This is a genomic window from Bacteroidales bacterium, from assembly GCA_016707785.1.
Lineage (GTDB): Bacteria > Bacteroidota > Bacteroidia > Bacteroidales > UBA4417 > UBA4417.
Map to the genome: position 1 here is coordinate 116,402 of JADJGZ010000011.1, position 24,888 is coordinate 141,289.

The following is a 24,888-nucleotide window of genomic DNA, read 5'->3' on the forward strand; positions in this document are numbered from 1 at the left end:
TACCATACAGATATTTGAACCAATATTAACAAGCAAACCCTTAATTCATTAACCTTAAAAAACCAATCAAATTATGAAAAAAACTTTACTAAGTTTAGTCATAATACTAGCTTTTGCCAGTTTTTCAAGTGCCCAGGTGCCTGACAGAGCAGGCTGGTGGAAATTTGACGATGCTGCAGATATGTTAAAGGCTGAAACAGGTATGGCTTTAGCTTTAACCGGCACACAGGTTTCTGTCCCAGGTCCCGTTGCAGGAAACCTGGCTACTCAAATTTCATTAGGAAGTTACCTTACCATGACGCATGGAATTTCCGCCAATGGTGGAGGTGACTCAGTAAATGAATACACTGTTCAAATTGACTTTTCATTGCCTGAAGTAAGCATATGGCATGCATTTTTTCAAACCAACCCATCCAATAGTGGTGATGCTGACTTGTTTACAAGAGCCAGTGATAATACGATAGGGACAGCAGCCACAGGATACTCTGCAAATGCTGTAACTGCGGATACCTGGTACAGGATGATCATTTCAGTAAAAAATAGTGAATTCTTCAATGTCTATCTGAATGGTGAACTTTGGTTAACCGGCACACCTCAGGATATTGATGGAAGATGGGCCCTGGTAAGTGATCTGTTGATTTTTGCCGATGATGATGGTGATGATGCCACGATTAACTGCGCTGAATTAGGAATTTGGAATGTTGCCCTCAGTGCTGCACAGGCTTCAGAACTCGGAAACGCAACAACTGAACCTCTTGCAATGAGAAAAGGTTGGTGGAAGTTCGATGATGTAACCGACCTACTTAAAGCTGAGATTGGTTCACCCCTCACCTTAACCGGTTCTCATGCCTCGGTTTCAGGTCCTGCAGAAGGAAACCTGGCAACACAGGTACCTTTGGGAAGCTATTATTCCATGACGCATAATATTTCGGCTAATGGCGGAGGTGATTCAGTAAATGAATACTCAGTTTTGATCGATTTTTCTGTCCCTGATATCGGAATATGGCATGCTTTCATCCAGACTAATCCTACAAATACCGGCGACGCAGATTTATTCACCAAAGCCAGTGACAATACAATTGGCACATCAGCAACCGGGTATTCAACCAATTCAATTGGAAAAGATGCATGGTACCGTATGATTATTTCTGTCAAAAACGGGGAATTTTTCAATGTATATCTTAACGGAGACCTGTGGTTAACAGGAACCCCGCAGGATGTTGATGGCAGATGGGCATTAGTAAACGAATTATTGATTTTTGCCGATGATGATGGAGACGATGCACCGATCAACTGTGCAGAACTGGCCATCTGGGATGTAGCTTTAACTGCTGACGAAGCCCTTCAATTAGGTGGTTTTGCCGGGAACATCTTAGTCAGCCAGATTAATGTAACAGGTACCGGTGGTGCAAATGTAATCAACACTCAAAGCGGAACCCTGCAAATGCTTGCTGAGGTGCTGCCTGCAGATGCTACTGATAAAACCGTGACATGGTCTGTAACTAATGGCACCGGTGAAGGAACTATCAGTACCGATGGTTTACTCACAGCTGTTAAAAACGGAACTGTTACCGTTACTGCCACATCAAATGATGGAAGTAATATTACGGGAAGCATGGAAGTCACAATCTCAAATCAGGCAATTATTTTGGTAACCTCAATCACTGTAACCTCTGAGAGCGGCGCAACCACTATAAGTACCAAAGGTGGCACTCTCCAGATGATCGCTACAATCCTTCCTGAAAACGCTACGGAAAAAGACGTTACCTGGTCGGTTTCAAAGGTATCGGGTGATGCGACAATCACAACCGGCGGACTTCTTGCTGCCGTAGCTGATGGAACAGTAACTGTTATTGCCACTTCTACTGATGGCGGAAACATTATCGGAAGCCTGGGAATTACCATCTCTAACCAGACTACCATTCGCGAAAGAGTTGGATGGTGGAAATTTGATGATGCGACTGATATGGTAAAAGCAACCATCGGTCAACCACTTGTGCTCACCGGTACTCAAACCTCAATAAATGGCCCTATAGCAGGTAACCTGGCTACAATGGTTCCTCTAGGCAGCTACCTTGACATGAACCACGGTATTGCCCCTAACGGTGGTGGATCACTTGTAAATGAATGGTCACTTCAGATTGACTTCTCAGTTCCAATGATTGATACATGGTATGCTTTTTTCCAGACACTGGATGGAGATGCCGATTTATTTGTTGCAAAAACCGAAGCTCCTGATATAGGCCGCGTTCCCAATAGCATTGGCTGTGGATCCACCAGATATTCTGAAGCTATTATTTCAGATAATACCTGGTACAGGATGTTGGTTTCAGTACAGAATGATGTCTCCTTCAGAATATATATTGATGGTGAACTATGGTTGGATGCAGCCCCTCAGCCTCTGGATGACAGGTATGGTTTAAGTCCGATACTTCAGATATTCCAGGATGATGATGGTGACGATGGTGACATTAATTGCTCTGAATTAGGAATCTGGAATGTTGCCTTAACTGAAGCTGAAGCGATTGCTTTAGGAAATGCTACAACTACTAACGGAATAAATGACCTCAACAGTAGCAGATATAATGACTTGGGTCACAATTATCCTAACCCTTGTTCAACCCACACAACCTTCCCCTATAAAATGCAGGAAAATGGAAATGTCACATTCCATATCTTTGATCTGGCAGGGATTGAAATCGCTCAAATAAATGAAGGTGTAAAGTCACCGGGTGAATATAAACTTGAGATAAATAGCGGTAATCTTAAAAGTGGAGTTTATACAGTTACTATGATCACTAATGAGCGCACAAGTGTTCAGAAGATGATTGTTTTAAAATAATTGAGGTGTAGTAATTATTTATCTAAGAGGATGTTTCAGTAATTGAAGCATCCTCTTTTAATAGCATTTCAAGGTTAACTTACTTGTATATCTCTTAGTCTGATTGACAGCATGATGAAAAGAAAATATTTCGCGGCCCTTATAATACTCCTGTTTGTTTTACAACAACACTCACAAGCATCAGTGCCTGAACGGAAAGGCTGGTGGAAATTTGATGACCCGTCCAATCTGCAAAAAGCAGAAGCTGGCTTTGGAGTTGATCTTATTCTTACCGGGACACAAACTTTAGCCGCAGGTCCAGAAGCAGGTAACTCTGCAACTCGGATTGGTATAGGAAGTTATTATAAAATGCAGCACCAGATTCCGGCTAATGGAGGTGGAATCTATGTTAATGAGTATACTCTGCAGTATGATTTCAAAGTATCCGGCAATAGTGTCTGGCACTCCTTTTTCCAGACTGCCACGAGCAATAACAATGATGGAGATTTCTTTATTAATCCATCTGGTAATATTGGTGTAGCAGCAGTTGGTTACAGTGCCTACTCTATCACTCCTAATGAATGGTACCGCCTGGTGATATCTGTTAAAAATGGAAGTCACTTTAATTGCTTCCTGGATGGGCAACTTCTTATGATCGGGAATATTCAGGCTATTGATGACCGGTTTTCACTGGAGAATCTTCTTTTAATTTTCGCAGATGATGATTCAGAAGATGCAGAAATCTATTGCTCCGAACTTGCCATTTGGGACCAGGCCCTTAATACAGAGCAGGTGGCTGAGATTGGGGGATTCGGACATGAAACAGGCGTTTTTCTTATGACCAGGATTCCTTACTTGCAAAGCCCGGGAATGAATACTATGACGGTTTGCTGGCATGATATTGCATCAACCAATACGAAAGTAAAGTTCAGTGTGGATTCCTCCTTTAACAATGAAGCAACCGGGATTAGTGAACTAATCAGTGAACCATTCCGATGGCATTCAGTGAAATTAACCGGCTTACTTGCAAACACGCGTTATTATTACAAAGTATTCAGTGGTAGTGGCGAATCTGGAATATACTCCTTTAAAACATTGCCGGATGAAACCTATACAGGCAAATTACGCTTTGTACTGTTGAGTGATACCCATGCCACAGATACAACAATGGCGGGCAAGGTATTGAGAGCAGCCAGGGATAAAGTCACTGAATTATTCGGGCCGGACATTGAAAATCATGTTAATGGAATACTTCATTCCGGAGATATAGTCGTGAGTGGATCAACTCCAAAACATTACTCCCTCCAGTATTTTCAGCCATTATCTGCATTGTCAGGTAATATACCGACTATGGTGGTAGCAGGAAATCACGAAGGTGAAAGCCCTTATTTTTATCAATACCTGAAAATCGATGATCTATCTGCATTCCCCCAGGTAACAGCATTAAATGAGAAAATCTGGCAGCTTAAAGTAGCCAATTCTTTGTTTATTGGACTGAATACAAATATTATTGATCAGTATGGTGAAACTCAGGCTAACTGGCTCGATACCAGGCTGAACGAAGCAGAGAATGATCCGGGTATTGATTTTGTGTTCGTTTTCTTTCATCATCCACCCATTTCCGAATTGTGGATTGTAGGAGGTACTGAATATGTAAAAGACAGGCTTCTACCTGTAATGAAAAAATATTCAAAGGTTCGTGAGATTCACTATGGACATACACATGGGTATGAAAGAGGGACTTCAACTTCTGAAGTAAATAATGGTGACATCAGGATGATTTGTACCGGTGGCGGTGGTGGCCCTCTTGACCCCTGGGCTGCAGGTGAGAACCTTGACTACGAGGACATTCATATCTGTATCAGTAATTATTTCTTCCAACTGCTTGAGATTGATGTTGCAAACCATTCTTACCAGAACTCAGTATATAGTCTTGGCACACTTACAAAACCAAAAAATTCAGAAGTGATTGATAAGTGGTACAAGGTTAAAAATCAATCCGCTCCGGCAACACCTTTGATTGAAAATATCTCAAAAACCGGGGAATTTATTCAGTTTACTACTTCCCACTTTTCTGGTACCGACTCCCTGATGTCGGTCAGATTCCAGGTTATTGACAGCACATTGACTTCGCCAGTAGTCATTGACTCAACCAGGCATTGGACCAATATCTATGGTATTGATCCATCTGCAGAGCCACTTGATCTAAATCTGAATATAAACCTGTATGAGAGCAGGATTAATAAAATCAACCTGTCCGAATCCAGGGAATACCTGTTCCGGGTCCGATACCGCGATCATAACCTGAAATGGAGCAACTGGTCTGAACCAACCCGGTTTAAAACGGTTGGGATAAACGAAAATCAAGATCTTCAGCAAGGTTATTTCCTTTACCAGAACTTTCCGAACCCCTTTCAGGAGCAAACCATCATTACCTATTGTATTCCGGTAACTGGCGATGTCAGCTTCCGAATTTATGATTGTAATCAAAAACTGATTGATGAAATAAACGAGGGTAAAAAAGATAAAGGGACCTATCAATTTACCTATTCGAAAAAGAACCTGAGTAGTGATACTTACTTTTATGAAATGAATGTAAACAACTTTTCGGTTTCCAGAAAAATGCTGCACATAAAGTAAATTTGTTACTACTAAACCTGGGAGGATTTTAAATAATTAATCGTACTTCCTGATTGTCAAACATTTCTCCGTGGTTATCTTGTATAAATTCACGAGGCTGTTGTAGATACTGGCAGTGCAAAAAATCAAAGAAGCTCATCCCTCAACACTATTTAAATTAATTACAGGTCTAAAAATTCAATCCCTACTCCAATGAAACATACCAAAAATGCATTAATCATCGTATTCCTGTTCATCGGCTTAAGCCTGTTTTCACAATCAAAAGAGGGCTATTCGCTGGTGTGGGAGGACAACTTTAATGGGACTTCCCTTGATACCAGTGCCTGGAGTCATGAAACAGCAGAACCAGGTTGGGTAAATAACGAGTTACAACGATATACAACTGGCAACATTGAGTTTGCTGAAGGTAACCTGGTAATAATTTCAAAAAAAGAGAATGGGGAATATACCTCCGCTCGTCTGATTACAAAAGGGAAACGAACCTTTACCTACGGATTATTTGAAATAAAAGCCAAAATACCCGAAGGTACTGGGACCTGGCCTGCATTGTGGATGCTTGGACAAAATATTGACCAGGTAGGATGGCCTGCCTGTGGTGAATTGGACATCATGGAACACGTGGGGAAACATCCAAATTTCATTCATTCTACGGTTCATAATCCATCAGGTTATGGTGCCACACCTTATACCGGAATCATAGAAATTAACGACCCGTTTAACACCTACCATATTTACAGTATGGAATGGACTAAAGAATATGTGGATTTCTATACCGATGGAAAGTTGGTTTATCATTATCAGCCGGAAGTGAAAAATGCTGAAAACTGGCCATTCGACAAGCCTTGCTACTTTATTTTCAATATTGCAATCGGAGGAAATTGGGGAGGCCCGGTGGTTGATGATACGCTCTTCCCTGCTACAATGACTGTAGATTGGATTAAAGCTTATCAGAAGTAGAATGTCTGATGTCGGATGTCTGATGTCGGATGTCTGATGTCTAATGTCTAATGTCGGATGCCCCGAAAGGAGCCTTTGGCTTCGGATGTTGGATTGCGGATTGCGGATTGCGGATTGCGGATTGCGGATTGCGGATTGCGGATTGGAGATTGGGAATTGTAGATGGTGGATGGGACTTGGTCCGCCGGCTGGCGGATGGGACTTGGTCCGCCAGCTGGCGGATGAGACTTGAGACTTGGGCTTATATTTTTCTTGTAGTCCACTAATTTCCAAGATTCCGTGAGTTAACGAACGAAAGTATTAGTGCTGCATTCGTGCATTCGTGGCATTATATTTCGCCAGTAGCATTAACTTCCATCAGAATGTAAATACTTCAGGCAAAAAATCAGAACACAAATAGCTTAAATTATTCACAAATTGACACAAATAATTGAATCTTGCTTGCAGGTCATTTGCATTTATTTGTGTGGCATTTGTGTGATCTTCCCCCTTCAGGTACTCAGAGCCACAGGCTCCCCATCGGGGCACTCAGAGCCACAGGCTCCCCTTCGGGGCACTCGGCACTCAGCACTCAGCACTCAGCACTCAGCACTCAGCACTCAGCACTTAGCACAAATCATTAACGCAACACATTAACAACGCAATATGAACGAACCTTCAGCCCGCTCCCCCCGCATTGCATCTATTGATGCCCTGAGAGGATTTGATATGCTGTTCATCATCTTTCTGGATCACTTTTTCAGCGCACTGAACGTAGGTGTAGGCTCACCTTTTACACAATCACTGGCTAAACAATTTGATCACCCTGAATGGTTCGGTTCTACAATTTATGATATTGTAATGCCTTTATTCCTGTTTATCGTCGGGGCAGCAATCCCTTTTTCCTTATCCAGACAAAAACAACAGGACTCAGGATTGTCAGCAATATACTTAAAGCTAATTCGACGTTTTGTGATCCTTTTTATCCTGGGCTGGATTGTTCAAGGTCATTTACTTGAATTCAATATCGAAACTTTCAGCATTTTCAGCAATACCCTGCAAGCTATTGCAGTCGGATATCTATTTTCTGCCATTGCGTTTATTCATTTCAGCAGAAAGGTGCGGCTATGGATTTTTGCTTCTTCTCTCATTGTATATATTCTGCTTTTAACCATTCCTTATGTGCCGGGTGCTGGCAGAGGTGTATTATTACCGGGAAGCAGCTTTGCCTGGTATGTCGATCAAATTGTTTTTGGACAATTCCAGGATGGCACTCAATATACCTGGTTAATAAGTGGACTTGGTTTTATCGCCACCACGCTGACAGGCGTTTTTGCCGGAGAATTGATCAAATCAGACCTGCCCAGAAAAAAAGTAGCCTTATATCTGTTAATCTGCGGAATAGCAGGAGTACTGCTGGGATTGTTATTAGGAATCTGGCATCCGATCATTAAGAAACTTTGGACCAGCTCTTTCGTGCTGGCATCCTCTGGTGTTTGTTTTCTGCTGCTAAGTTTCTTCTACTGGATCATCGATGTCAAAGGAAAAGTAAAATGGGCCTTCCCACTCAGGGTGATCGGAATGAATGCTATAGTAGCTTATGTACTTTCACATGTTTTCAACTTTCACCTGATTGCTGAACAGGTTTTATATGGGTTAAAGCAATTTGTTGGCAATTTCAATTACCTCTTACTGACTATTGGCGGATTTGGCATTTTGTACCTGATTCTATGGTACATGCACAAAAACAAGACTTTTATAAAAGTATAAAATCAGTCTTAGCCTGATTCATCCCAAACTAGACCTGATCATGCTAAAATTATCCAATAGATGCGTAAGTATTCATCCCAACAGAATTACAATCAACAATTTAAAATTTTAGTAACGATGAAGAATTTGCTGCTTTCGTGTTTGACTTTCTTGCTTTTAACGAGCAGTATTGTTGCGCAGGAAGAAATTAAGCTCTACCCTAATGGCCCGGCAGAAGAAAGTGGAATAACCGCAAAAGAAACACAATACGGTACCTCCTGGGTAGTAGATGTCACTGAAGCAAGGATGTTTGCCTATATTGTCCCTAAAGAAAAAGCAAATGGAACAGCAGTTCTGATCTGCCCGGGAGGAGGATATGGAGGGCTTGCAATGGAACATGAAGGGACCATGGTTGCTCAATGGCTGAATTCTATAGGCATTTCCGCATTTGTACTATACTACCGTATGCCGAACCATCATCCGGAAATCCCTTTGAAAGATGCTCAGACTGCTATTGAACTCATCCGGAAAAACTCGAAAAAATGGAATATCGACAGGCACAAAGTTGGGATAGCAGGTTTTTCGGCCGGTGGACACCTGGCTTCAACTGTTGGAACTCAAAATAAGAGAAAAAACCGTCCGGATTTTATGATCCTGGTTTACCCTGTAATCACTATGACCAGAGGTGATGGAACTTGCGAAAACCTGCTTGGAAAAGATCCCTCAGACCCGCTGATTAATCGATTTTCAACTGACCTTCATGTAACTGAAAAGACGCCGCCAACTTTCTTAGTTGCAGCTGTGGATGATGATGTAGTTTCGATTGAACATAGTTATAAATTCTACAAAGCTTTACAAGCCAGGAAAGTGCTATCTGAGATACATGCTTATAAAACCGGGGGCATAGTTTTGGAATGAAAAAAAAAGGTTTGGAGGTCGACAACTGGCCGGAACTTCTCTATAAATGGTTGCAATTATATTCAAAAGGTAAAGATTAAAACATGCCTTTTCACCCCTGATTTCTAATCTTATTAACCTACTTCGGACGAATTAAAATCAGTGCATGTATTAATTGGGTATATTCGTACTCTATTTCTTTGGTGGAAAAATTATGTTCGTAGCAGAAGTTGTTTACAACCTTTTAGGGTTGCTGGCACTTAGTGTGCTCTCTGGATTCATATCATCAAGGTATGATAAGAAAAAACTTGTCGGCAAAATATTGCAGGGAATTATCTTCGGTTTTATCGCCGTTGCTGGCATGATGTTTCCATATGTCCTTAAAGCCGGATTAATTTTTGACGGAAGGTCAATTGTAATCAGTCTGTGTACGCTCTTTTTCGGTCCATTACCTGGGTTTATTTCTACCTTCCTTGCATTAGGTTACCGAATTTACATCGGAGGTGCCGGTATTTTGATGGGGAGTAGTGTAATCGTAAGTTCATTTTTGATAGGATACCTGTTTTACTATTTAAGAAAAAACATGAGATTCAGGGTAACGACCCTGAATATCTATTTTTTCGGCTTATTTGTTCATCTGGCAATGATGTTTTCTATGTTTTTACTCCCTCTGTCATTCAGAAGAGAAACTTTCAACTTGTTGACCTTTTCAATTATGGGCATTTACCCATTTATTACTTTACTAATTGGAAAAATTCTTTTTGATCAGGAACAAAAACAGGTGGTTTTTACCCTGATCAAAAATAAAGAAGCCTCAATGCGTGCAACATTATATAGTATTGCTGATGCTGTCATCACAACGGATACTTTCGGAAGCATAATGCAGATGAATAAAGAAGCTGAAGAATTGACCGGTTGGAAGGAAGAAGAAGCCCAGGGAAAAGATCTGGATGATGTGTATCAAATTTATAATGAAGACACCGGAGACAGGCTTGAATCACCGAAATCGCGAATTCAGACAAAAATTCCATCCATTTGGCAAAATGGACATTCATATTTAAAATCCAGAAATACAATTTTTAAACCAATAGCTGAAAGTATTTCTCCTATAATTGATGACTCAGGTGAAATTGTGGGGATGGTTATTGTATTCAGAGATCAGTCACTTGAACGAAAAAAAATCCAGGAATTGGAAGAGAGCAATCTTTTATTCTCAACCACTTTCCATTTTAGTCCGGTTCCAATGCTGCTGGTAGCAGTCGATGACGGAGTATTCCATGATGTAAACACGATGTTTTTGGATGAAACCGGGTATACACGTGATGAGGTTATTGGACAAAACTCTGTCCAGCTCAACCTATACTTCGACCTTAATGATCGTATAAACATGATCGACAAGATAAGATCTGAAGGAAAAGCATATGGTTTACCCTTTATCTTGAGAATAAAAGATGGCTCATTAAAACACTGCCTCCTTTCTTCTAACATTATCAAGATTAATGGTCGTGAATTCTACCTTACGACTATGTTAAACATAAGTCAGAAAAAAAGAGATGACCAAATCAGGCATATGCATTCAATCTTGCAATGAATGATTTCATCTGCATCTATGGCTGATTTCTTTAAAGTTATGAAAAATGAATTGGGAGTATTGGTAGATACAACCAACTTCATATTCGCTTTATATGAAGAAAAGAATGATATGCTTACTGCCCCTTTTATGGAGGATGAGAAAGATGAAATTGCCCCAACCTGGTCGGCAGCAAGGTCCTTAACTGGCTATGTAGTGAAGCAGGGCAAAACTGTGCTGTTGAATAAAGCTGAAATCTCTAAACTTGCAGCAGAAAGTATTATTGACATTATTGGAACCCCTGCAGAATGCTGGCTTGGGGTACCCCTGATCAGCAGTAAAAAAGTGCTTGGTGTGATTGTCATTCAGAGCTATTCCGATCAAAATGCATTCACTCAGCTCGGAATTGAAATTTTGGAAACCGTTGCAAAGCAATTCACCGTTTACATCGAGAAAAAACAGATAGAAGAAGAATCTCTCATACTTTCCAAAGCTGTAGTTCAAAGCCCGGTAACAATTGTTATTACAGATCTAAACGGATCAATTGAATATGTGAATCCAAAATTTACAGAGCTAACCGGTTATACTCTTAAGGAAGCATTTGGCAAGAATCCGAGGATATTAAAATCCGGAGAACAGTCCTCAGATTTCTATAAAGAATTATGGGATACGATATCTTCAGGAAAAGAATGGCATGGAGAATTCCACAATAAGAAAAAGGATGGTGAGCTATTTTGGGAATCTGCAATCATAGCACCTATTATCGATTCCAATAATAAAATTACACATTATGTAGCTCTTAAAGAAGATGTTACCGAAAAGAAAAGATTACTTCTTGAGCTTATTTCTGCAAAAGACAGGGCAGAGCATGCAGATAAACTGAAGACATCCTTCTTGCAGAATATGTCACATGAAATCCGCACCCCTTTAAACGGGATTCTCGGTTTTGCACATTTACTTAACAGGGAAAATATTACTACCGAAAATATCCGTCAATATGCACATGTGATTCAAACCAGTGGAAACAGGTTATTGGAACTTATAAATAATCTAATTGATATCTCCAAAATTGAATCAGGAACTTTAGAAGTCACCATGAAGGAATTTGAACTCAATAATTTAATTTATAGTGTTTCAGATCAATTTAAACCTTTGTCGGCTTCAAAAGGAGTAATGCTGAAAGTTGCATTAGAACCAAGGTCTAAAGAGATCAATATTATTTCTGATGAATTAAAAATACATCAAATTTTAACCAACTTGATAAACAACGCATTCAAGTTTACAAAAGAAGGAAGCGTTGAAGTTGGATATTCACTGGTTGTGGATAAGATTTCATTTTATGTGAAAGACACAGGCCCAGGGATTTCTGAAGAAAATCAAACGAAAATATTTGAAAGATTCTTCCAGATAGATTCCTCCATGACCAGGGGATATGAAGGTTCAGGCCTGGGATTATCTATCTGTAAAGGCCTCGTCGAAATGCTCAAAGGAGAGATATGGGTGGAATCAGTCCTTAACCAGGGGACAATATTTCATTTCACAATTCCTTTAATTGAAGGGAAACCTTTGGTAATTAGCGAAGCAAGCCCGGAAGTAAAACCGGTATTCAAATATAAAAGCATATTAATTGCTGAAGATGATGAATATAGTTTCCTCTATTTACAGGAAATCTTCAACAACTTTAATGTTCTGATTACACGGGCAACTAACGGCCAGGATGCAGTCGATACATGTAAATCCAGAAAGGATATTGACCTGGTTATGATGGATATCAAGCAAAAATGGCGCATCGCCTCTGCCTCATCGCTCACTGCATCCACCAGAAACAAGCGCTGGAAGTAGGGACTACCTGAGTAAACCTTCGGACCTGCTTGATCCTAAACAAGTTGTTTAGGTTATTCTGGACGCATTTAATATATTTTATTGAAAATGAACACCTTTGCTTGAAATCCTTATTTGATAAGGCTACTGGGAATTAAAAAAAAACGATCACACTATGTAAATATTGACATATCTGTATAATTTGATAGAATAAAGATTCACCGAAAGTAAACTGAAGTGCAGAAATGAGCGCACTAAGCAAATTGCAGGAAACTGCAATTCATGTTTTGAAGGAATTAGAAAATGGAAAGGAACTTAAGCTCAAATAAGATGAGGATAAATCCATCATTTTACTACAATGGCATCCTCAATCAATATCTTATAAAAATAACCAGAACCAAAGTCCTTATTCAACCTGACAATTCCGGAGAAAACTACTGTACTGCCAATTGTCACACTGTCCTGGGTAGAAAGGGCAAGATCAAAATTCCCGGCAAATTCGCTCCCATCTTGAATGTGCACCCAGTTTTTACCCATTATTTGAGAACTGAAATGGGTTACCTGACCTTTGACCTTGATACTTTTCCCGGCATACCTGGGATGGAATTCGTATAATTCCGCAATACTAACACCACCTTTTACCTTTTCAACCTGGATATCAGTCCTTCGGGTCTCTGGTTGTTTCCGAGGCGGAGTTGCCCCCTGTGGCATAGCGTTATCAGACATAGATCCCGGTTGGGGCTTCCCAAGCATATCAGGGCTTTCACTTACCTGCTGGACAAAATAAACCTTGTCAAATGTTTTCCCCAACTCTTTACTTGCAAAATTCTTCATTTCCAAAGCATTGGAAAAATAGAGTGTGACTCCTTCAGAAATATCCTGTCTGGAAATAGCAATCCAATACTCCGACTTCCCCTCTTCAACAAGCAGGTAAGTATACTTAGTAGTTTGTGTAACACTTTGTACTTCAACCTGATGGATTCCTTCAGCAAGAGGATCAGAAACAGTTAATTTTTTCCCTGTATTCCAAAAAGGAATAGTAATCAGGAATATACCCGCCAGGATAAGAATGGCAAAAATTATATTTTTTTTATTTTTCATCGATTCTGGTTTAAAAGCGCTGAGTCAGACTGAGATAAACCCTCTCATAATTCCTGCTTTTTTCAAATGTACCTTCAACGTTAACAGAGAAATTGAGTTTTTTCATCATCCTCCAGGTAAGATTTAACTCAGCCATATTTTGAACCAAAGGTGTTTCAGCACTAAGGAACTTGTATTTTACCCATCGGTAATTCACGCCTCCATAAAGTTTACCTGGCAATAAATCTCTCGACAATCCGGCACTATAGATACTGCTTGAAAGATAACCTGTTTCAAGAAATGTCGCCGAAATTGTTGCGGCAGCTTTCAGCCAGGGCACATTATTATAAGTTGCATAACCATACACATTTTTTGAGGGGTTTGGATCCTGTTTATTGGTCCTGTACCCTGCATTCACTCCAAAAGTCAGGTTCTTGAGAGGACGATAATTGATTTGAGCCATATACCCCTGTGTACTTGCTTCTTCGAGTAATCTATCAATAATATCCTTATAGGTTTCATAATAGATGATGTTCTTCCTTGAACTATAGGAGAGTGACATTGAAACCTGTTTTGAAAACTTATAACGGGCCGTGAAGTACATATTTGATAACTTCAGTTTCTGATCAGCGGAATAGGAACTGTCCTGAGTATTCCTGGATTTGTTGAACAGGTCAGCTTCCAATGACCCGAAGAGAAAAAGTCCGGGTATAAGGTTGTTCGTGTGTTGAAAATAGGCAAACCTTCGGTCAGTTAAACCTTTATTTTTCTGCTCAACAAGGGCAATTGAATTTTGCATGGTCTTATCACCAGAATGATAATCATGTGCCAGGTATCCGCCCATTTGCAGTAAAGAGGGATTAAAACTGTAATTTATATAGTCTGGTCTTGATCCTCCTACCAACCCTGCACTGAATGATTTTAACTTTAACTCAACCTGGGCCCCATCGATAGCGCCAGCATTCGACAACCTGGCATTAATTTTACGTCCTACCCAAACTTTTACTTTCTTATTAAACTCGTAACTCAGTGCCAGGTTATAAATCTTCAGTCCGTTGAAAACATCATTCTTTATCTCACCCCATTCATTTAATCGGTGCACAAAACTGATGTAGGTCTCGCCTGAAAGATTGGAACCACCAATATTAACAGCATTCATGGAAAAATTATACCGCATTCGCTGTGAAAAGTCAGAAACATTGGAGAAATTGGAATAGGATGCCAATGCAATTCGTCCGCTTATGCGCTGTGTGGGTTCAGTATTGATACTATCCTTTGCAGGAGTATTTGTTGTTTTGGCTACCGGTGTTGCAGGAGGTACGATGTTCTCTATTTTATTAACAGGGATATTATCACGTGTCACTTTCCCGGAAACCTTATCCCCGACAGAATATTTGTCACTTCCAACAGGAACACAAACACAGGAAATAGAGGATAACTCACTAACAATCAATGCCGGAATAAAATTATTTGCTTTGATCCTGTAAAGGGTATCACCTGCTTTAATTCCATCGGTAGTTTCGAATTTTACATATATGTTCTGAGAAGTAGTATATGATATAACACCTTCAACAAAAGAAGACAACTCCTGGCCTGAAATGTTATTTCCAAGTATAAGTACAATAATTATAAGCAGTAATTTCTTCATCTACTGATTACTAGTTACTTCTAATGAAATTTCTGATCATTTGATCATTGCCATTTGGATGGCAATTCAAACAAGCAGCACTGTTGTATGAATACCCGCTTACTCCCTGGTGGTCATTATTGGTTGAACTCTGAGGATGGCAGGAAGTGGTGCAAGTAAATACAGAGTAATTGGTTGAGTTGGGATGGCAATCAGAACAAGTGTTCCATTCTCCATTGTGATTTCCGGAATAGATAGGGAAATATTGGTCGTCGTGGTCAAAGGTAGATGGCTGCCATGCTGTTTGAGTGTGGCAATCCTCACAGGTAGTTGGGAATTGAGCCGAAACATGGTTAGGGTCATTGGTCTGGTTGTATTCGTTAATATGACAACCGGAACAGGTGTTAGGAGTGTTTGTATAATTACCGTTATGGCAATCAGAACACTGATTCGCAATAGCAAGATGGGCACCCTTGAGTACATAATAGTTATTATGGATGGGGAAGGTGGCTGGAGCCCAGCCGGGGTTAGTGGTATGGCAGGTTGCACATTCATTGGGAATGGCCAATGAAACATGGTTAGGATTTGTCGCCTGGTTATAATTGTTCTGGTGACATCCTTCGCAGGTATTCGGAGTATTACTGTAACCGTTGGCGTGACACTGCACACAATTGGTTGCAATGGTTGCATGTGCCCCGGTTAATGGATAGGTGGAATTATGGTCAAAGGTTGAAGGAACCCATGCAGTCTGTGTATGGCAATCCTGGCAGGTTGTGGCAAATTGGGAAGCCACATGGTTAGGATTGGTTGTCTGGTTATAATTGTCAATATGACAACCGTCGCAGGTATTGGGAGTAGTGTTATAATTACCATTATGACAGGTGGCGCACTGATCTGCCAGAGGAATATGAGCCCCTTCCAGCACATAGTAATTATTATGAATTGGGAAACTGGCAGGCGCCCAACCTGGATTTGTCGTGTGACAGCTCGCACATTCATTGGGAATTGCCAGGGATACATGGTTGGGATTAGTAGCCTGCGTATAATTGTTCTGATGGCAACCCTCACAGGTGTTGGGGGTATTGTTATAGCCGTTGGAATGGCACTGCACACAATTTGATGCGATCGTAGCATGCGCACCGGTCAAAGGATAGGTATTGTCATGATCGAACGTTGAAGGCACCCAGGCAGTCTGGGTATGGCAATCCTGGCAGGTGGTGGCAAATTGAGAAGTTACAGTTGCTGGGGGTGTGAAGCTACATGGTTCGGATTTGTGGTCTGGTTATAATTGTCAATATGGCATCCATCACAGGTATTGGGGGTAGAATTATAATTCCCATTATGACAATCTGCACATTGTGAAGCTATGGCAACATGAGCACCTTGAAGTGCATAATAGTTGTTATGCACGCTGAAAGTAGCGGGAGCCCAACCCGGAGCGGTAGTATGACAGCTTGCACAGTCATTTGAGAGACTAAGTGAGGTATGGCTGGGGTTTGCTGACTGATTGTAGTCGTTGATATGGCAACTGGAACATTCGCTGGATGTACCTGCATATCCATTCGATGGCAGCTGGCACAATCAGTACCGGCATGACCTCCTGTTAAATGGAATGGAGAAGTATTGTGGTTGAAACTACCGGCTGAGTTCCCATCAGGATGGCAGGCAAGACAAGCTTCAGTTGTGTAAACATACCCCCCTACTCCCTGGTGTTCATTGTTAGTGGAATTCTGCTGGTGACAGGAAGATGTACAGGTTACTACTTTATAATTACCTGGATTGGTATGACAGTCGGAACATTGATCCCATTCTCCCTGGTTTTGTCCTGAATAAATAGGGAAAATATTGTCCGTCATGGTTAAATGTTGCGGGTGTCCAGGATGCTTGCGAATGGCAATCAGCACAGGTAGTCGGGAATTGAGCAGTAGAATGTGACGGATCATTCGTCTGGTTGTATTCATCAATATGACATCCTGAGCAGGTATTTGGAGTGTTGGTGTAGCTCCCCTGGTGACAGGAGGCACAATCATTTCCAATTCCAGCATGTGCACCTTCAAGTACATAATAATTACTATGTGTCGGGAAAGTAGCCGGCGACCAACCCGGACCCGTAGTATGACATACCGCACAATCATTGGAGATTCCTATTCCGGTATGGTTAGGGTTGGTGGTCTGATTATAATTATTGGTATGACAACTGGCGCAAACTGTAGAAGTATTAGTATATTTGTTTGCATGACAGCTATTGCAATCGTCAACAGCATGCCCTCCGGTTAATGGAAATGCTGAAGTATTGTGGTCGAAACTGCCCTGTGAATTACCTGCGGGATGGCATTCGAAACAGGCTATACTATTATACGCATATCCTCCAACCCCCTGGTGCTCGTCATCCATATCGGGTTGGTTGTGATCATGACAATCAATGCAACTGAATACTTTAAAATTCCCTGGATTGGTATGGCATTCAGAGCAATCATTCCATTCACCCTGGTGACTTCCTGAATAAATAGGAAAATACTGTCCATCGTGATTGAAAGTTGAGGGCGTCCAGGCATTCACATTATGACAATCCTCACAGGTTGTCGGAAACTGGGCTGCAGCATGTGAAGGGTCGTTTGACTCATTATAATCAGCTGCATGGCATCCAAAACAAGTATTTGGTGTATTGGTATAATTCCCTTTATGACAGGAAAAACAATCATTCGCAATTGACTGATGAGCTCCCAATAACGGATAAACTGTATTATGATTAGGAAAGATGCTGGTTTCCAATCAGGAAGAGTTGTAGGGCAGGTTCCACAATCATTTCCAATGCCGGATGCAATATGATTTGGATTGGTTGTTTGATTATAGGCATTGGTATGACAACTGGAGCAGGTGGTTGGTGTCCCAGCATACTGGAGGTATGACAACTTGAACAGTTAGTGGTTGTATGGGCTCCCGTTAATGGAAAGCTGGTAGAATTATGGTCAAAAGCGCCATCTCCTGAACCATTTGGATGACAGCCAAAACAAGCGATACTATTATAAGTGTAACCGCTAACTCCTTCATGTTCATCATCTGTATCCCCCTGGTTATGCTCATGGCAATTGGTGCAGGTAAATTGAGCATAATTGGAAGGATTTGTATGACAGTCGGAACAATTATCCCATTCTCCTTTATGAGTTCCTGAATAAATAGGGAAAGACTGGGAATCATGATCTTTATATTCTGCCGGACTCCATCCCGGATTAAGATTGTGACATTGCTTGCAATCGGTTGAAAATTGTAATGTAATGTGGTTAGGACTTGCTGCAGTATTATAATCCTGCTGATGACAGGAAACACAAGCAGCATCAATGCTGGAATATGATCCTGAGGTATGACAGGTTTTACAGTCACTGATTTCATGGCCGCCCGTAAGTGGGAAGAAATTGTGATTGATACCGGCTCGGACCATTCGAAAGAGTTTTATATTATGACATTCTTCGCAATTTGTTGAATAACCGGCTGGGTGTGATTAGGGTTCGTTGTAGACAGGTAGTTATCTTTATGACAATCAAAACATTCAACTCCCAGGGGATCAAAACGTAATGCAGAAGCTGTTCCTAAGCCATTCGCAGCCGGTGAAAGATTAATATGACAATCGGAACAATTCGCCTGGGTATGAGGCCCGATTAAAGGGAAACGGCTCATTTGATGCAATTGGGTAGTATTGGTAACCACCCAGGAATTAGGCGTATGACATCGGGAGCAATCAGTCCCCACAGTTTGCTCATGAATATCGATATGACATTCATTGCAATCAGTGGGAGTCTTTACAAATTCAAGGGAGGTATGGCAATCCTTGCAGGAAACAGATTGGTGCTGCCCTACCAATGGGAATTTCGTAACACTATGATCAAAGGCTAATTTGGCAAGGTCAATCTTCCAGCCATCCGTAGTATGGCAATCCTTGCAACTGATGGCAAAACCAGTCCCATGGGGAGATTTCTGGGCAAAATACTCCCGAAAATGATCAGTGTGAAAGGATTATTGATGACAGTCTTCGCATTTGATTTTCTTTGTTTTATAAAGGATGAAAGTTGCTTCACCAATGGTGACAGGTTGGTGGCATTTTTCACAAGGGAGGCCTGAATGTTTGCCATCCAATGGAAATTGTGATTTGTTGTGATCAAAAGAAGCTGTTGGTTTGAAAGCTATTGAATTATGGCATTTTTTACAATCTGTCTTTCCATTCTCGTCAAACTGCTGCCGATGAATGTCGGTATGACAGTCACTACAATTCATGGATAAATCCTTAAAAGTCTGGTTGGCATGACCCTTCACTTCCTTGTTAAAATGGCAGTCTCTGCATGTTTTGGTTTCATGTGCACCTTCAAGAATAAACTGTGTGATTTTATGATCAAATTCAACCTGATTCCAACGGCTATTCGAATGACAGTTTTCACAATTTTCTTCAGGATAGTATTTCTCTGATATCTTGCCTGTATGAATGTTCTCATGACAGTCTTTACAATTCTTCCCGATCTCTTTAAATTTCCATTTAGTCTCTTTCTTATGGCATGAAATACAAGGTGTTGCCAGATGTGCACCTTTCAATGGAAATCCTGATGAATTATGTTTCTCAATGGTAAAAGAAGAGCCTTTGAATCCTTGCACCGAATGGCATTCAGAACAATCAGGTGAAACACCGTTCTTAACAAATTGCTTTTCGTGATAATCCGTATGACAATCAGTGCAGTGCTTATGCAGCAATGGTGTAGTAAGTTTTATCTTGTGGCACGACTTACAACTCTACTGCCTGGTGCTTGCCTTCTAATTTGAAATCTGTTTTACTATGATCAAAATTCTTTACCCACCAACGGCTGTAAAAGACTCAGTATTATGGCATTCAGAACATTTCTGCCCAAATTTGTTATTATGAGCATCTTCATGACAATTCGTGCAATTGGCATATTTAACTCCCTTGAATTCCTGGAATTTTACTCCATTTCTCATGGATGTTTTATGACACTCAGCACAGGCAACATCCTGATGCCTACCAGTTAGTTTGAAGCCGGATTTCTGATGACTAAATTTAGTGGCAGGCTTGAACTTTTCATTGTCATGACAATCGGCACAACTGCTGGAAAGAGATTTCTGATGATAATCGGTATGACATGATAAGCAATCTGTCCCCATCCCGAGAAAGGTGTATTTTTTTGCCTTTATCTTGGCATCCTTTATATACTGGGGTTTATGACAATCCTCACATTTCTTTTTATTGTGGGCTCCAAGGAGTTTATAGCCGGTAAGGGCATGATTGAACTTGGTTTTATCGAAGCGGATGATTTGAAAATTAACTCCGTGATGGTCACTATGGCAGGATGCACATTGTTTCCCTTTCACCTCAGCGGATGAGTGATATCCCTTATTACTGCTGATCCTGGTCTTCAGTTCAGTATGGCAGGCCAGACACTTATCATTCGAGACTTTTTCACCCAGGATGTGACATTTGGTGCAATTTGACATTCCCTCCAGATGTGAATGCACCTTGGCAAGATCTCCCGGAGATATCTGTGATTTAACCTCAACCAAAAAGCAAAGTTGAAACAGGAATAATCCTGTCAGAAGTACTTTAAAGAGGTTAGTAGGATAAATCATTTCTTCAATTAATTGGACAGTTTCTGTTAAGTGTGTTTCAAAATGGCTTCACCAAACTTTTGGTAATCATAATTCCAGCCTTTGTAAAAACTGGATAGGTAATTCACCCCGGCAAAAATATATACGAATTGATTGACAATATGTATCTCCTTGTCCTCCTTCAAATCCTTTAGCAACACAGATTCCTTTAGTATTTCAACCGGTGAGGTATTAAAGAGTACCCTTACTTTGCCAGAAGATGAAGCCATACCAATTCTTTCGCTATTCATGGGTTTCAAACGGCTAAACGTATCACCCCTGTATGATAAGGTTACATTATTATGGTCACAAAGAAGCAACGCTGATTCAATAGCAGAATCACCGCCTCCCACTACCATAATATCTTTACCACTGATATCTTCGGGCTCTAATAATCTGTAGGCTACCTTTTCCAGCATTTCACCCGGAACCCCTAGCTTTCGTGGAGTACCTCTCCGGCCAATGGCGATTAAAACCGTTTTGGTTGAAAGTTTTTCGCCTGCCTGTGTTTCAACCAGAAAATGGTTATTCTCCTTATGAATGGCTTCCACTTTAGTATTTTCCCGGATAGTAAGCTGATTTTTCCCTAATGCGTTTTGCCATAAATCCAGGAGTTCGGTTTTACTGGTTTCAAATAGTTTGACCTTTCCAAAAAGTGGTAAGTCCATGGCTGAGGTCATTACAATTTTTTGCCTGGGAAAGGTATAAACTGTCCCTCCAAGTGTGTCCTGTTCCAGGGTCAGAAACTTTAAGTTGTGCTTTTTAGCTGTCAGGGAAGCTGAAATACCAGCCGGGCCTGCCCCGATTATAATCAAATCATAGGTAGCATCATGACTTCCCCTGAGTGTTCTGACCAGGTTGTCGACCGCCTGTTTGCCTTGTTCTACAGCATTCTTTATGAGTCCCATCCCTCCCAATTCACCGGCAATATAAATTCCATTGACATTGGTTTCAAAATTCTGATTGACATGGGGTAAATCAACACCCCGCGTTTCTGTACCAATAACTAACATGATGGCTTGTGTAGGACAGGCATGAAAGCATGCACCATGACCAATACATCTCGATGCATTAATCGTAGTGGCTTTCCCGTCTTTTATGCCAATAATGTCTTTTTCAGGACATGCAGCAACACAGGCACCGGTTTTGATACAGCTATTTGCATCAATAACCGGGTGCAGAGAGATAGGCTCAAATAATCCATCCTGTTTGGCCTTGATAATCTTCTCTTCTACTTTTTTAGATTCTCTTTTCTGCTTGCGCAGATAAATGAAAACCACGATCAGGCAGAATAATACTGCAACTGAATAAATTGCGACCTGTTCTATGAGTATTTCCATCACTCAGAATATCCATCTGTAACCAAAAACGATAGTGACTCCGACATGAATCACCATAATCACCAGCATTACAAGAGCAAAAGGTAAATGTGCTACATGCCAGTATTTAAATAGGTTCTGCATGGTAACCAGGCGCTCTATGCGTCGGTTCAGGGAGATTTCATTGTTTACCAACCTGATTACTTGTTTACGTTCTGCTTTGGGTATCTTATTGCTTCTCAGCACATTTTTACACTACGTAGCGCTTTCTTATCCTGTATGTAACGTTTCAATGTACGTGAAAACACATTGCCCTGAAAACGACTGATCTTTGAACGGGTAGAGGCGACAATCAATTCAAAACTGCCTTCATCCAGCTGTACCGATTGATTTAAGGCTGCTCCAATATCCCCTTTCATATCTCTTATTTCATTCAGACTCAATTCCCGGCCTTCTATGCTCCTGGGAATTTGAATGTAAATAAATCTTCCGATGATTCCACTAAGAAAACAGCTACCATACTCCAGAAACTGATGGCAACAATACCACCGAATTTGAAGGAGGTATGGAATAAAACCAGGATTGGACCTAATGTACATAAAAGATGTGAAATTCAAGCCAATGCTTCAAAAGGCCTAACCTTGAAAATATCCTGTACCTTTTTCGGGCCATATACAGAATGACTCAAAAATCATGAATAAAGAACCAATGATCCCGATTCCATGACCAAGAATGCCACTGGGTTTGAGTATGGAATGATCCGGATGGAAAGCTCTCTCTTCCATGCTGGTAATATAGTAAGCGTATCCCTTCATGAAAAGGGCAACCAGGCAACGATCACAATTAATGAAAGAGTTACCAGGTAGATTCTGTGAGCTGTTTTAGTCATCCAAAGTAATTAATTGTGTATCAAATAGTTGCTTTGTTTCCATTTGATTGAGAAAATCAAATTTAATATAAATAACCAAGAAACTATTGCATTTATTTTAATTTAGAATTATTCTAAATTGTCATTTTGGACTCATTCGAGACTAAATATCCAGGCCGAATCAATATATGATAATCCAGGAAAAGTAATCTTTTGAAATGGACAGAAAATACTGAATAATAGCTTGCTAAGTTCAATTAGCAATTATCCAGTTTCTTACAAATACATCTAAGTCATTATTAATAATATATTAATATTTATTTATTTATATATGTTGATATTACTTGATTATTATTTTTCATTTCTTATACTTATACTAAAAATAGCCTCTTGTACTAATAATGTACGTATTTAATAATTTTATGCGAGGATTTCTGGAATTTAAAGATATGTACTTTTCTAATGGTACGAAGAATCCCTTGCCCCTGCAATTAGCGTATAATTTCAAAAATTTACCAGAACACTCATTCATAATTCAATGATTTGAGTAAATTGCTCAGCCCTTATTAAATTTACTGTTTAAAATTTACAGGGGTCGAATACATAACGTTTCAATCGCATTTCCATGAAAAGCATCCATGAAATTAAAAGCCTTCTTCAGCTACAGACCCCTCCCATCCTGGCGGAACTGTATGGTAAAGACAATGAAGTAATTGAAGCCCAGAAACAACGTTATAACAACCTTTTGGATTCTTTTTCCAAACACTTCCAAAGCATTAATATCCAATTTTTCAGTTCACCCGGCCGTACCGAAATTGGCGGAAATCACACGGATCATAACTACGGCAGAGTGCTTGCGGGGGCAGTTGATCTCGATAATATAGCTATAGCAGCAGCTAATGGAACTTCAGAAATTCACATTACCTCTTTAGGTTACCCTGATATTGTTTTAGATATCACTGATCTGGAACCAAAGGCTTCCGAGCAATTTACTTCTGTTGCCCTGGTAAGGGGGATCTGTGCCCGAATGAAAGAATTGGGTTATATAATTGGTGGATTTGATGCAAGTATTGTGGGCTGTCCCAAAGGCTCAGGATTAAGCTCTTCCCGCTTCTTTTGAAGTATTGATTGGTGTTATGATCAGCCACCTCTTCCAATGCAGAAATCTTGATCCCATTCAGAATGCCCTGATTGGACAATATGCAGAGAATAAATACTTTTGGAAAGCCTTTGTGGATTAATGGATCAAACTGCCTGTTCGGTTGGCGGTCTCATTACCATTGATTTCAAAGATCCAAATCACCCGATTGTTAAAAAGATCGGTTTTGACTTTCAATCTACAGGTTACTATCTTGTTATCACCGATACAGGCGGAAATCATGCTGACCTGAATGAAGAATATGCCTCCCTTCCTATTGAAATGAAATCTGTTGCAGCCGCTCTGGGAGCTACGGTGCTTAGAGAAGTGAGCCTTGAAAGCATTATCCATGCCATTCCGGAACTAAGAAACTTAACTGGTGACAGGGCTATATTAAAGGGCTTTGCATTTCCAGGGTGATAACCAACGCGTGGCAGATCAGGTTGAAGCCCTTGAAAGAATGATTTTGGTGCATTCCTGGAAATGGTGATTGCATCAGGGTTTAGTTCATTTATGTATAACCAGAATATTTACCCGGTACATAATGTAAAAGAACAAGGAGTTTCTCTTGCACTGGCACTTAGCGAATTACTCCTGAAAGGTAAAGGGGCATGGAGGGGTGCATGGAGGAGGAGGGCTTTGCAGGGGACCATCCAGGCTTTCGTACCTTCTGAACTCCTGGAGACATACACCAAAACAATGACTCATGTGTTTGGGGAAAATGCCTGTTATAAGCTTAGCATCCGGAAACAAGGCGCCATCAGGCTGAATTTTTCAGA

Annotated in this window: 21 protein-coding genes and 1 pseudogene; 11 read left to right on the top strand and 11 right to left on the bottom strand. The window is 40.6% G+C overall.

Annotated features, from left to right (window positions below):
- Window positions 1-73: 73 nt before the first annotated feature.
- The 7 genes from IPH84_07865 to IPH84_07895 all read left to right on the top strand — a co-directional run bounded on the left by IPH84_07865 (window position 74) and on the right by IPH84_07895 (window position 12,455).
- On the top strand, window positions 74-2,842 hold the full coding sequence (locus IPH84_07865) for an Ig-like domain-containing protein (protein ID MBK7173136.1): 2,769 nt from the start codon (window positions 74-76) through the stop codon (window positions 2,840-2,842).
- 114 nt (window positions 2,843-2,956) lie between these two features.
- Window positions 2,957-5,461 carry a metallophosphoesterase gene (locus IPH84_07870; protein MBK7173137.1) on the top strand — a complete coding sequence of 835 codons (2,505 nt, stop codon included), beginning with the start codon at window positions 2,957-2,959 and terminating at the stop codon, window positions 5,459-5,461.
- A gap of 192 nt (window positions 5,462-5,653) precedes the next feature.
- Window positions 5,654-6,418: a glycoside hydrolase family 16 protein gene (locus IPH84_07875; protein MBK7173138.1), complete on the top strand. Its 765-nt coding sequence runs from the start codon at window positions 5,654-5,656 to the stop codon at window positions 6,416-6,418.
- Between the two features lie 645 nt (window positions 6,419-7,063).
- Window positions 7,064-8,167, top strand: a complete 1,104-nt coding sequence (locus IPH84_07880) for a DUF5009 domain-containing protein (GenBank protein ID MBK7173139.1) — start codon at window positions 7,064-7,066, stop codon at window positions 8,165-8,167.
- A gap of 117 nt (window positions 8,168-8,284) precedes the next feature.
- On the top strand, window positions 8,285-9,064 hold the full coding sequence (locus IPH84_07885) for an alpha/beta hydrolase (GenBank protein MBK7173140.1): 780 nt from the start codon (window positions 8,285-8,287) through the stop codon (window positions 9,062-9,064).
- A gap of 154 nt (window positions 9,065-9,218) precedes the next feature.
- On the top strand, window positions 9,219-10,634 hold the full coding sequence (locus tag IPH84_07890) for a PAS domain S-box protein (protein MBK7173141.1): 1,416 nt from the start codon (window positions 9,219-9,221) through the stop codon (window positions 10,632-10,634).
- Window positions 10,635-12,455, top strand: coding sequence for a PAS domain S-box protein (locus IPH84_07895; protein MBK7173142.1), 1,821 nt, complete (start codon window positions 10,635-10,637; stop codon window positions 12,453-12,455). It begins immediately after the preceding gene.
- A 324-nt stretch (window positions 12,456-12,779) separates the two neighbouring features.
- On the opposite strand, the gene IPH84_07900 is transcribed toward IPH84_07895, so the two are convergent.
- The 7 genes from IPH84_07900 to IPH84_07930 form a co-directional block, all read right to left on the bottom strand.
- Complete coding sequence (locus IPH84_07900) at window positions 12,780-13,535, bottom strand: SH3-like domain-containing protein (GenBank protein MBK7173143.1); 756 nt, start codon at window positions 13,533-13,535, stop codon at window positions 12,780-12,782.
- A 10-nt stretch (window positions 13,536-13,545) separates the two neighbouring features.
- Window positions 13,546-15,162 carry a hypothetical protein gene (locus IPH84_07905; GenBank protein ID MBK7173144.1) on the bottom strand — a complete coding sequence of 539 codons (1,617 nt, stop codon included), beginning with the start codon at window positions 15,160-15,162 and terminating at the stop codon, window positions 13,546-13,548.
- A 10-nt stretch (window positions 15,163-15,172) separates the two neighbouring features.
- Complete coding sequence (locus IPH84_07910; protein ID MBK7173145.1) at window positions 15,173-16,324, bottom strand: hypothetical protein; 1,152 nt, start codon at window positions 16,322-16,324, stop codon at window positions 15,173-15,175.
- Between the two features lie 50 nt (window positions 16,325-16,374).
- Complete coding sequence (locus tag IPH84_07915; protein MBK7173146.1) at window positions 16,375-16,722, bottom strand: cytochrome c3 family protein; 348 nt, start codon at window positions 16,720-16,722, stop codon at window positions 16,375-16,377.
- A 189-nt stretch (window positions 16,723-16,911) separates the two neighbouring features.
- Window positions 16,912-17,913 carry a hypothetical protein gene (locus tag IPH84_07920; GenBank protein MBK7173147.1) on the bottom strand — a complete coding sequence of 334 codons (1,002 nt, stop codon included), beginning with the start codon at window positions 17,911-17,913 and terminating at the stop codon, window positions 16,912-16,914.
- Window positions 17,891-18,580, bottom strand: coding sequence for a hypothetical protein (locus IPH84_07925; protein MBK7173148.1), 690 nt, complete (start codon window positions 18,578-18,580; stop codon window positions 17,891-17,893). The genes IPH84_07920 and IPH84_07925 overlap by 23 nt, the downstream gene beginning before the upstream one ends.
- 11 nt (window positions 18,581-18,591) lie before the next feature.
- Window positions 18,592-18,816 carry a hypothetical protein gene (locus IPH84_07930; GenBank protein ID MBK7173149.1) on the bottom strand — a complete coding sequence of 75 codons (225 nt, stop codon included), beginning with the start codon at window positions 18,814-18,816 and terminating at the stop codon, window positions 18,592-18,594.
- Window positions 18,817-18,861: 45 nt separating this feature from the next.
- On the opposite strand from IPH84_07930, the gene IPH84_07935 reads away from it, so the two are divergent.
- A complete protein-coding gene (locus IPH84_07935; GenBank protein ID MBK7173150.1) occupies window positions 18,862-19,032 on the top strand; it encodes a hypothetical protein in 171 nt (56 codons plus the stop codon).
- Between the two features lie 120 nt (window positions 19,033-19,152).
- Here the strand turns inward: IPH84_07935 and IPH84_07940 are convergent, their stop codons facing one another.
- The 4 genes and pseudogenes from IPH84_07940 to IPH84_07955 form a co-directional block, all read right to left on the bottom strand.
- A complete protein-coding gene (locus IPH84_07940) occupies window positions 19,153-19,878 on the bottom strand; it encodes a hypothetical protein (protein MBK7173151.1) in 726 nt (241 codons plus the stop codon).
- Between the two features lie 96 nt (window positions 19,879-19,974).
- The gene (locus IPH84_07945; protein ID MBK7173152.1) at window positions 19,975-20,766 is read right to left on the bottom strand and encodes a cytochrome c3 family protein; all 792 of its coding nucleotides are present in this window, start codon (window positions 20,764-20,766) and stop codon (window positions 19,975-19,977) included.
- Between the two features lie 26 nt (window positions 20,767-20,792).
- Window positions 20,793-22,124, bottom strand: a complete 1,332-nt coding sequence (locus IPH84_07950; GenBank protein ID MBK7173153.1) for an NAD(P)-binding domain-containing protein — start codon at window positions 22,122-22,124, stop codon at window positions 20,793-20,795.
- A 3-nt stretch (window positions 22,125-22,127) separates the two neighbouring features.
- A pseudogene (locus IPH84_07955) lies at window positions 22,128-22,992 on the bottom strand (hypothetical protein).
- Between the two features lie 604 nt (window positions 22,993-23,596).
- Between IPH84_07955 and IPH84_07960 the strand changes: the two are divergent.
- The 3 genes from IPH84_07960 to IPH84_07970 all read left to right on the top strand — a co-directional run.
- On the top strand, window positions 23,597-24,091 hold the full coding sequence (locus IPH84_07960; protein MBK7173154.1) for a hypothetical protein: 495 nt from the start codon (window positions 23,597-23,599) through the stop codon (window positions 24,089-24,091).
- A gap of 99 nt (window positions 24,092-24,190) precedes the next feature.
- Window positions 24,191-24,529 (top strand): hypothetical protein, encoded by a 339-nt coding sequence (locus tag IPH84_07965; GenBank protein MBK7173155.1) that lies wholly within the window; start codon window positions 24,191-24,193, stop codon window positions 24,527-24,529.
- Between the two features lie 63 nt (window positions 24,530-24,592).
- Window positions 24,593-24,888: galactokinase (locus IPH84_07970; protein MBK7173156.1), on the top strand; the 296-nt coding region annotated here is incomplete at its 3' end.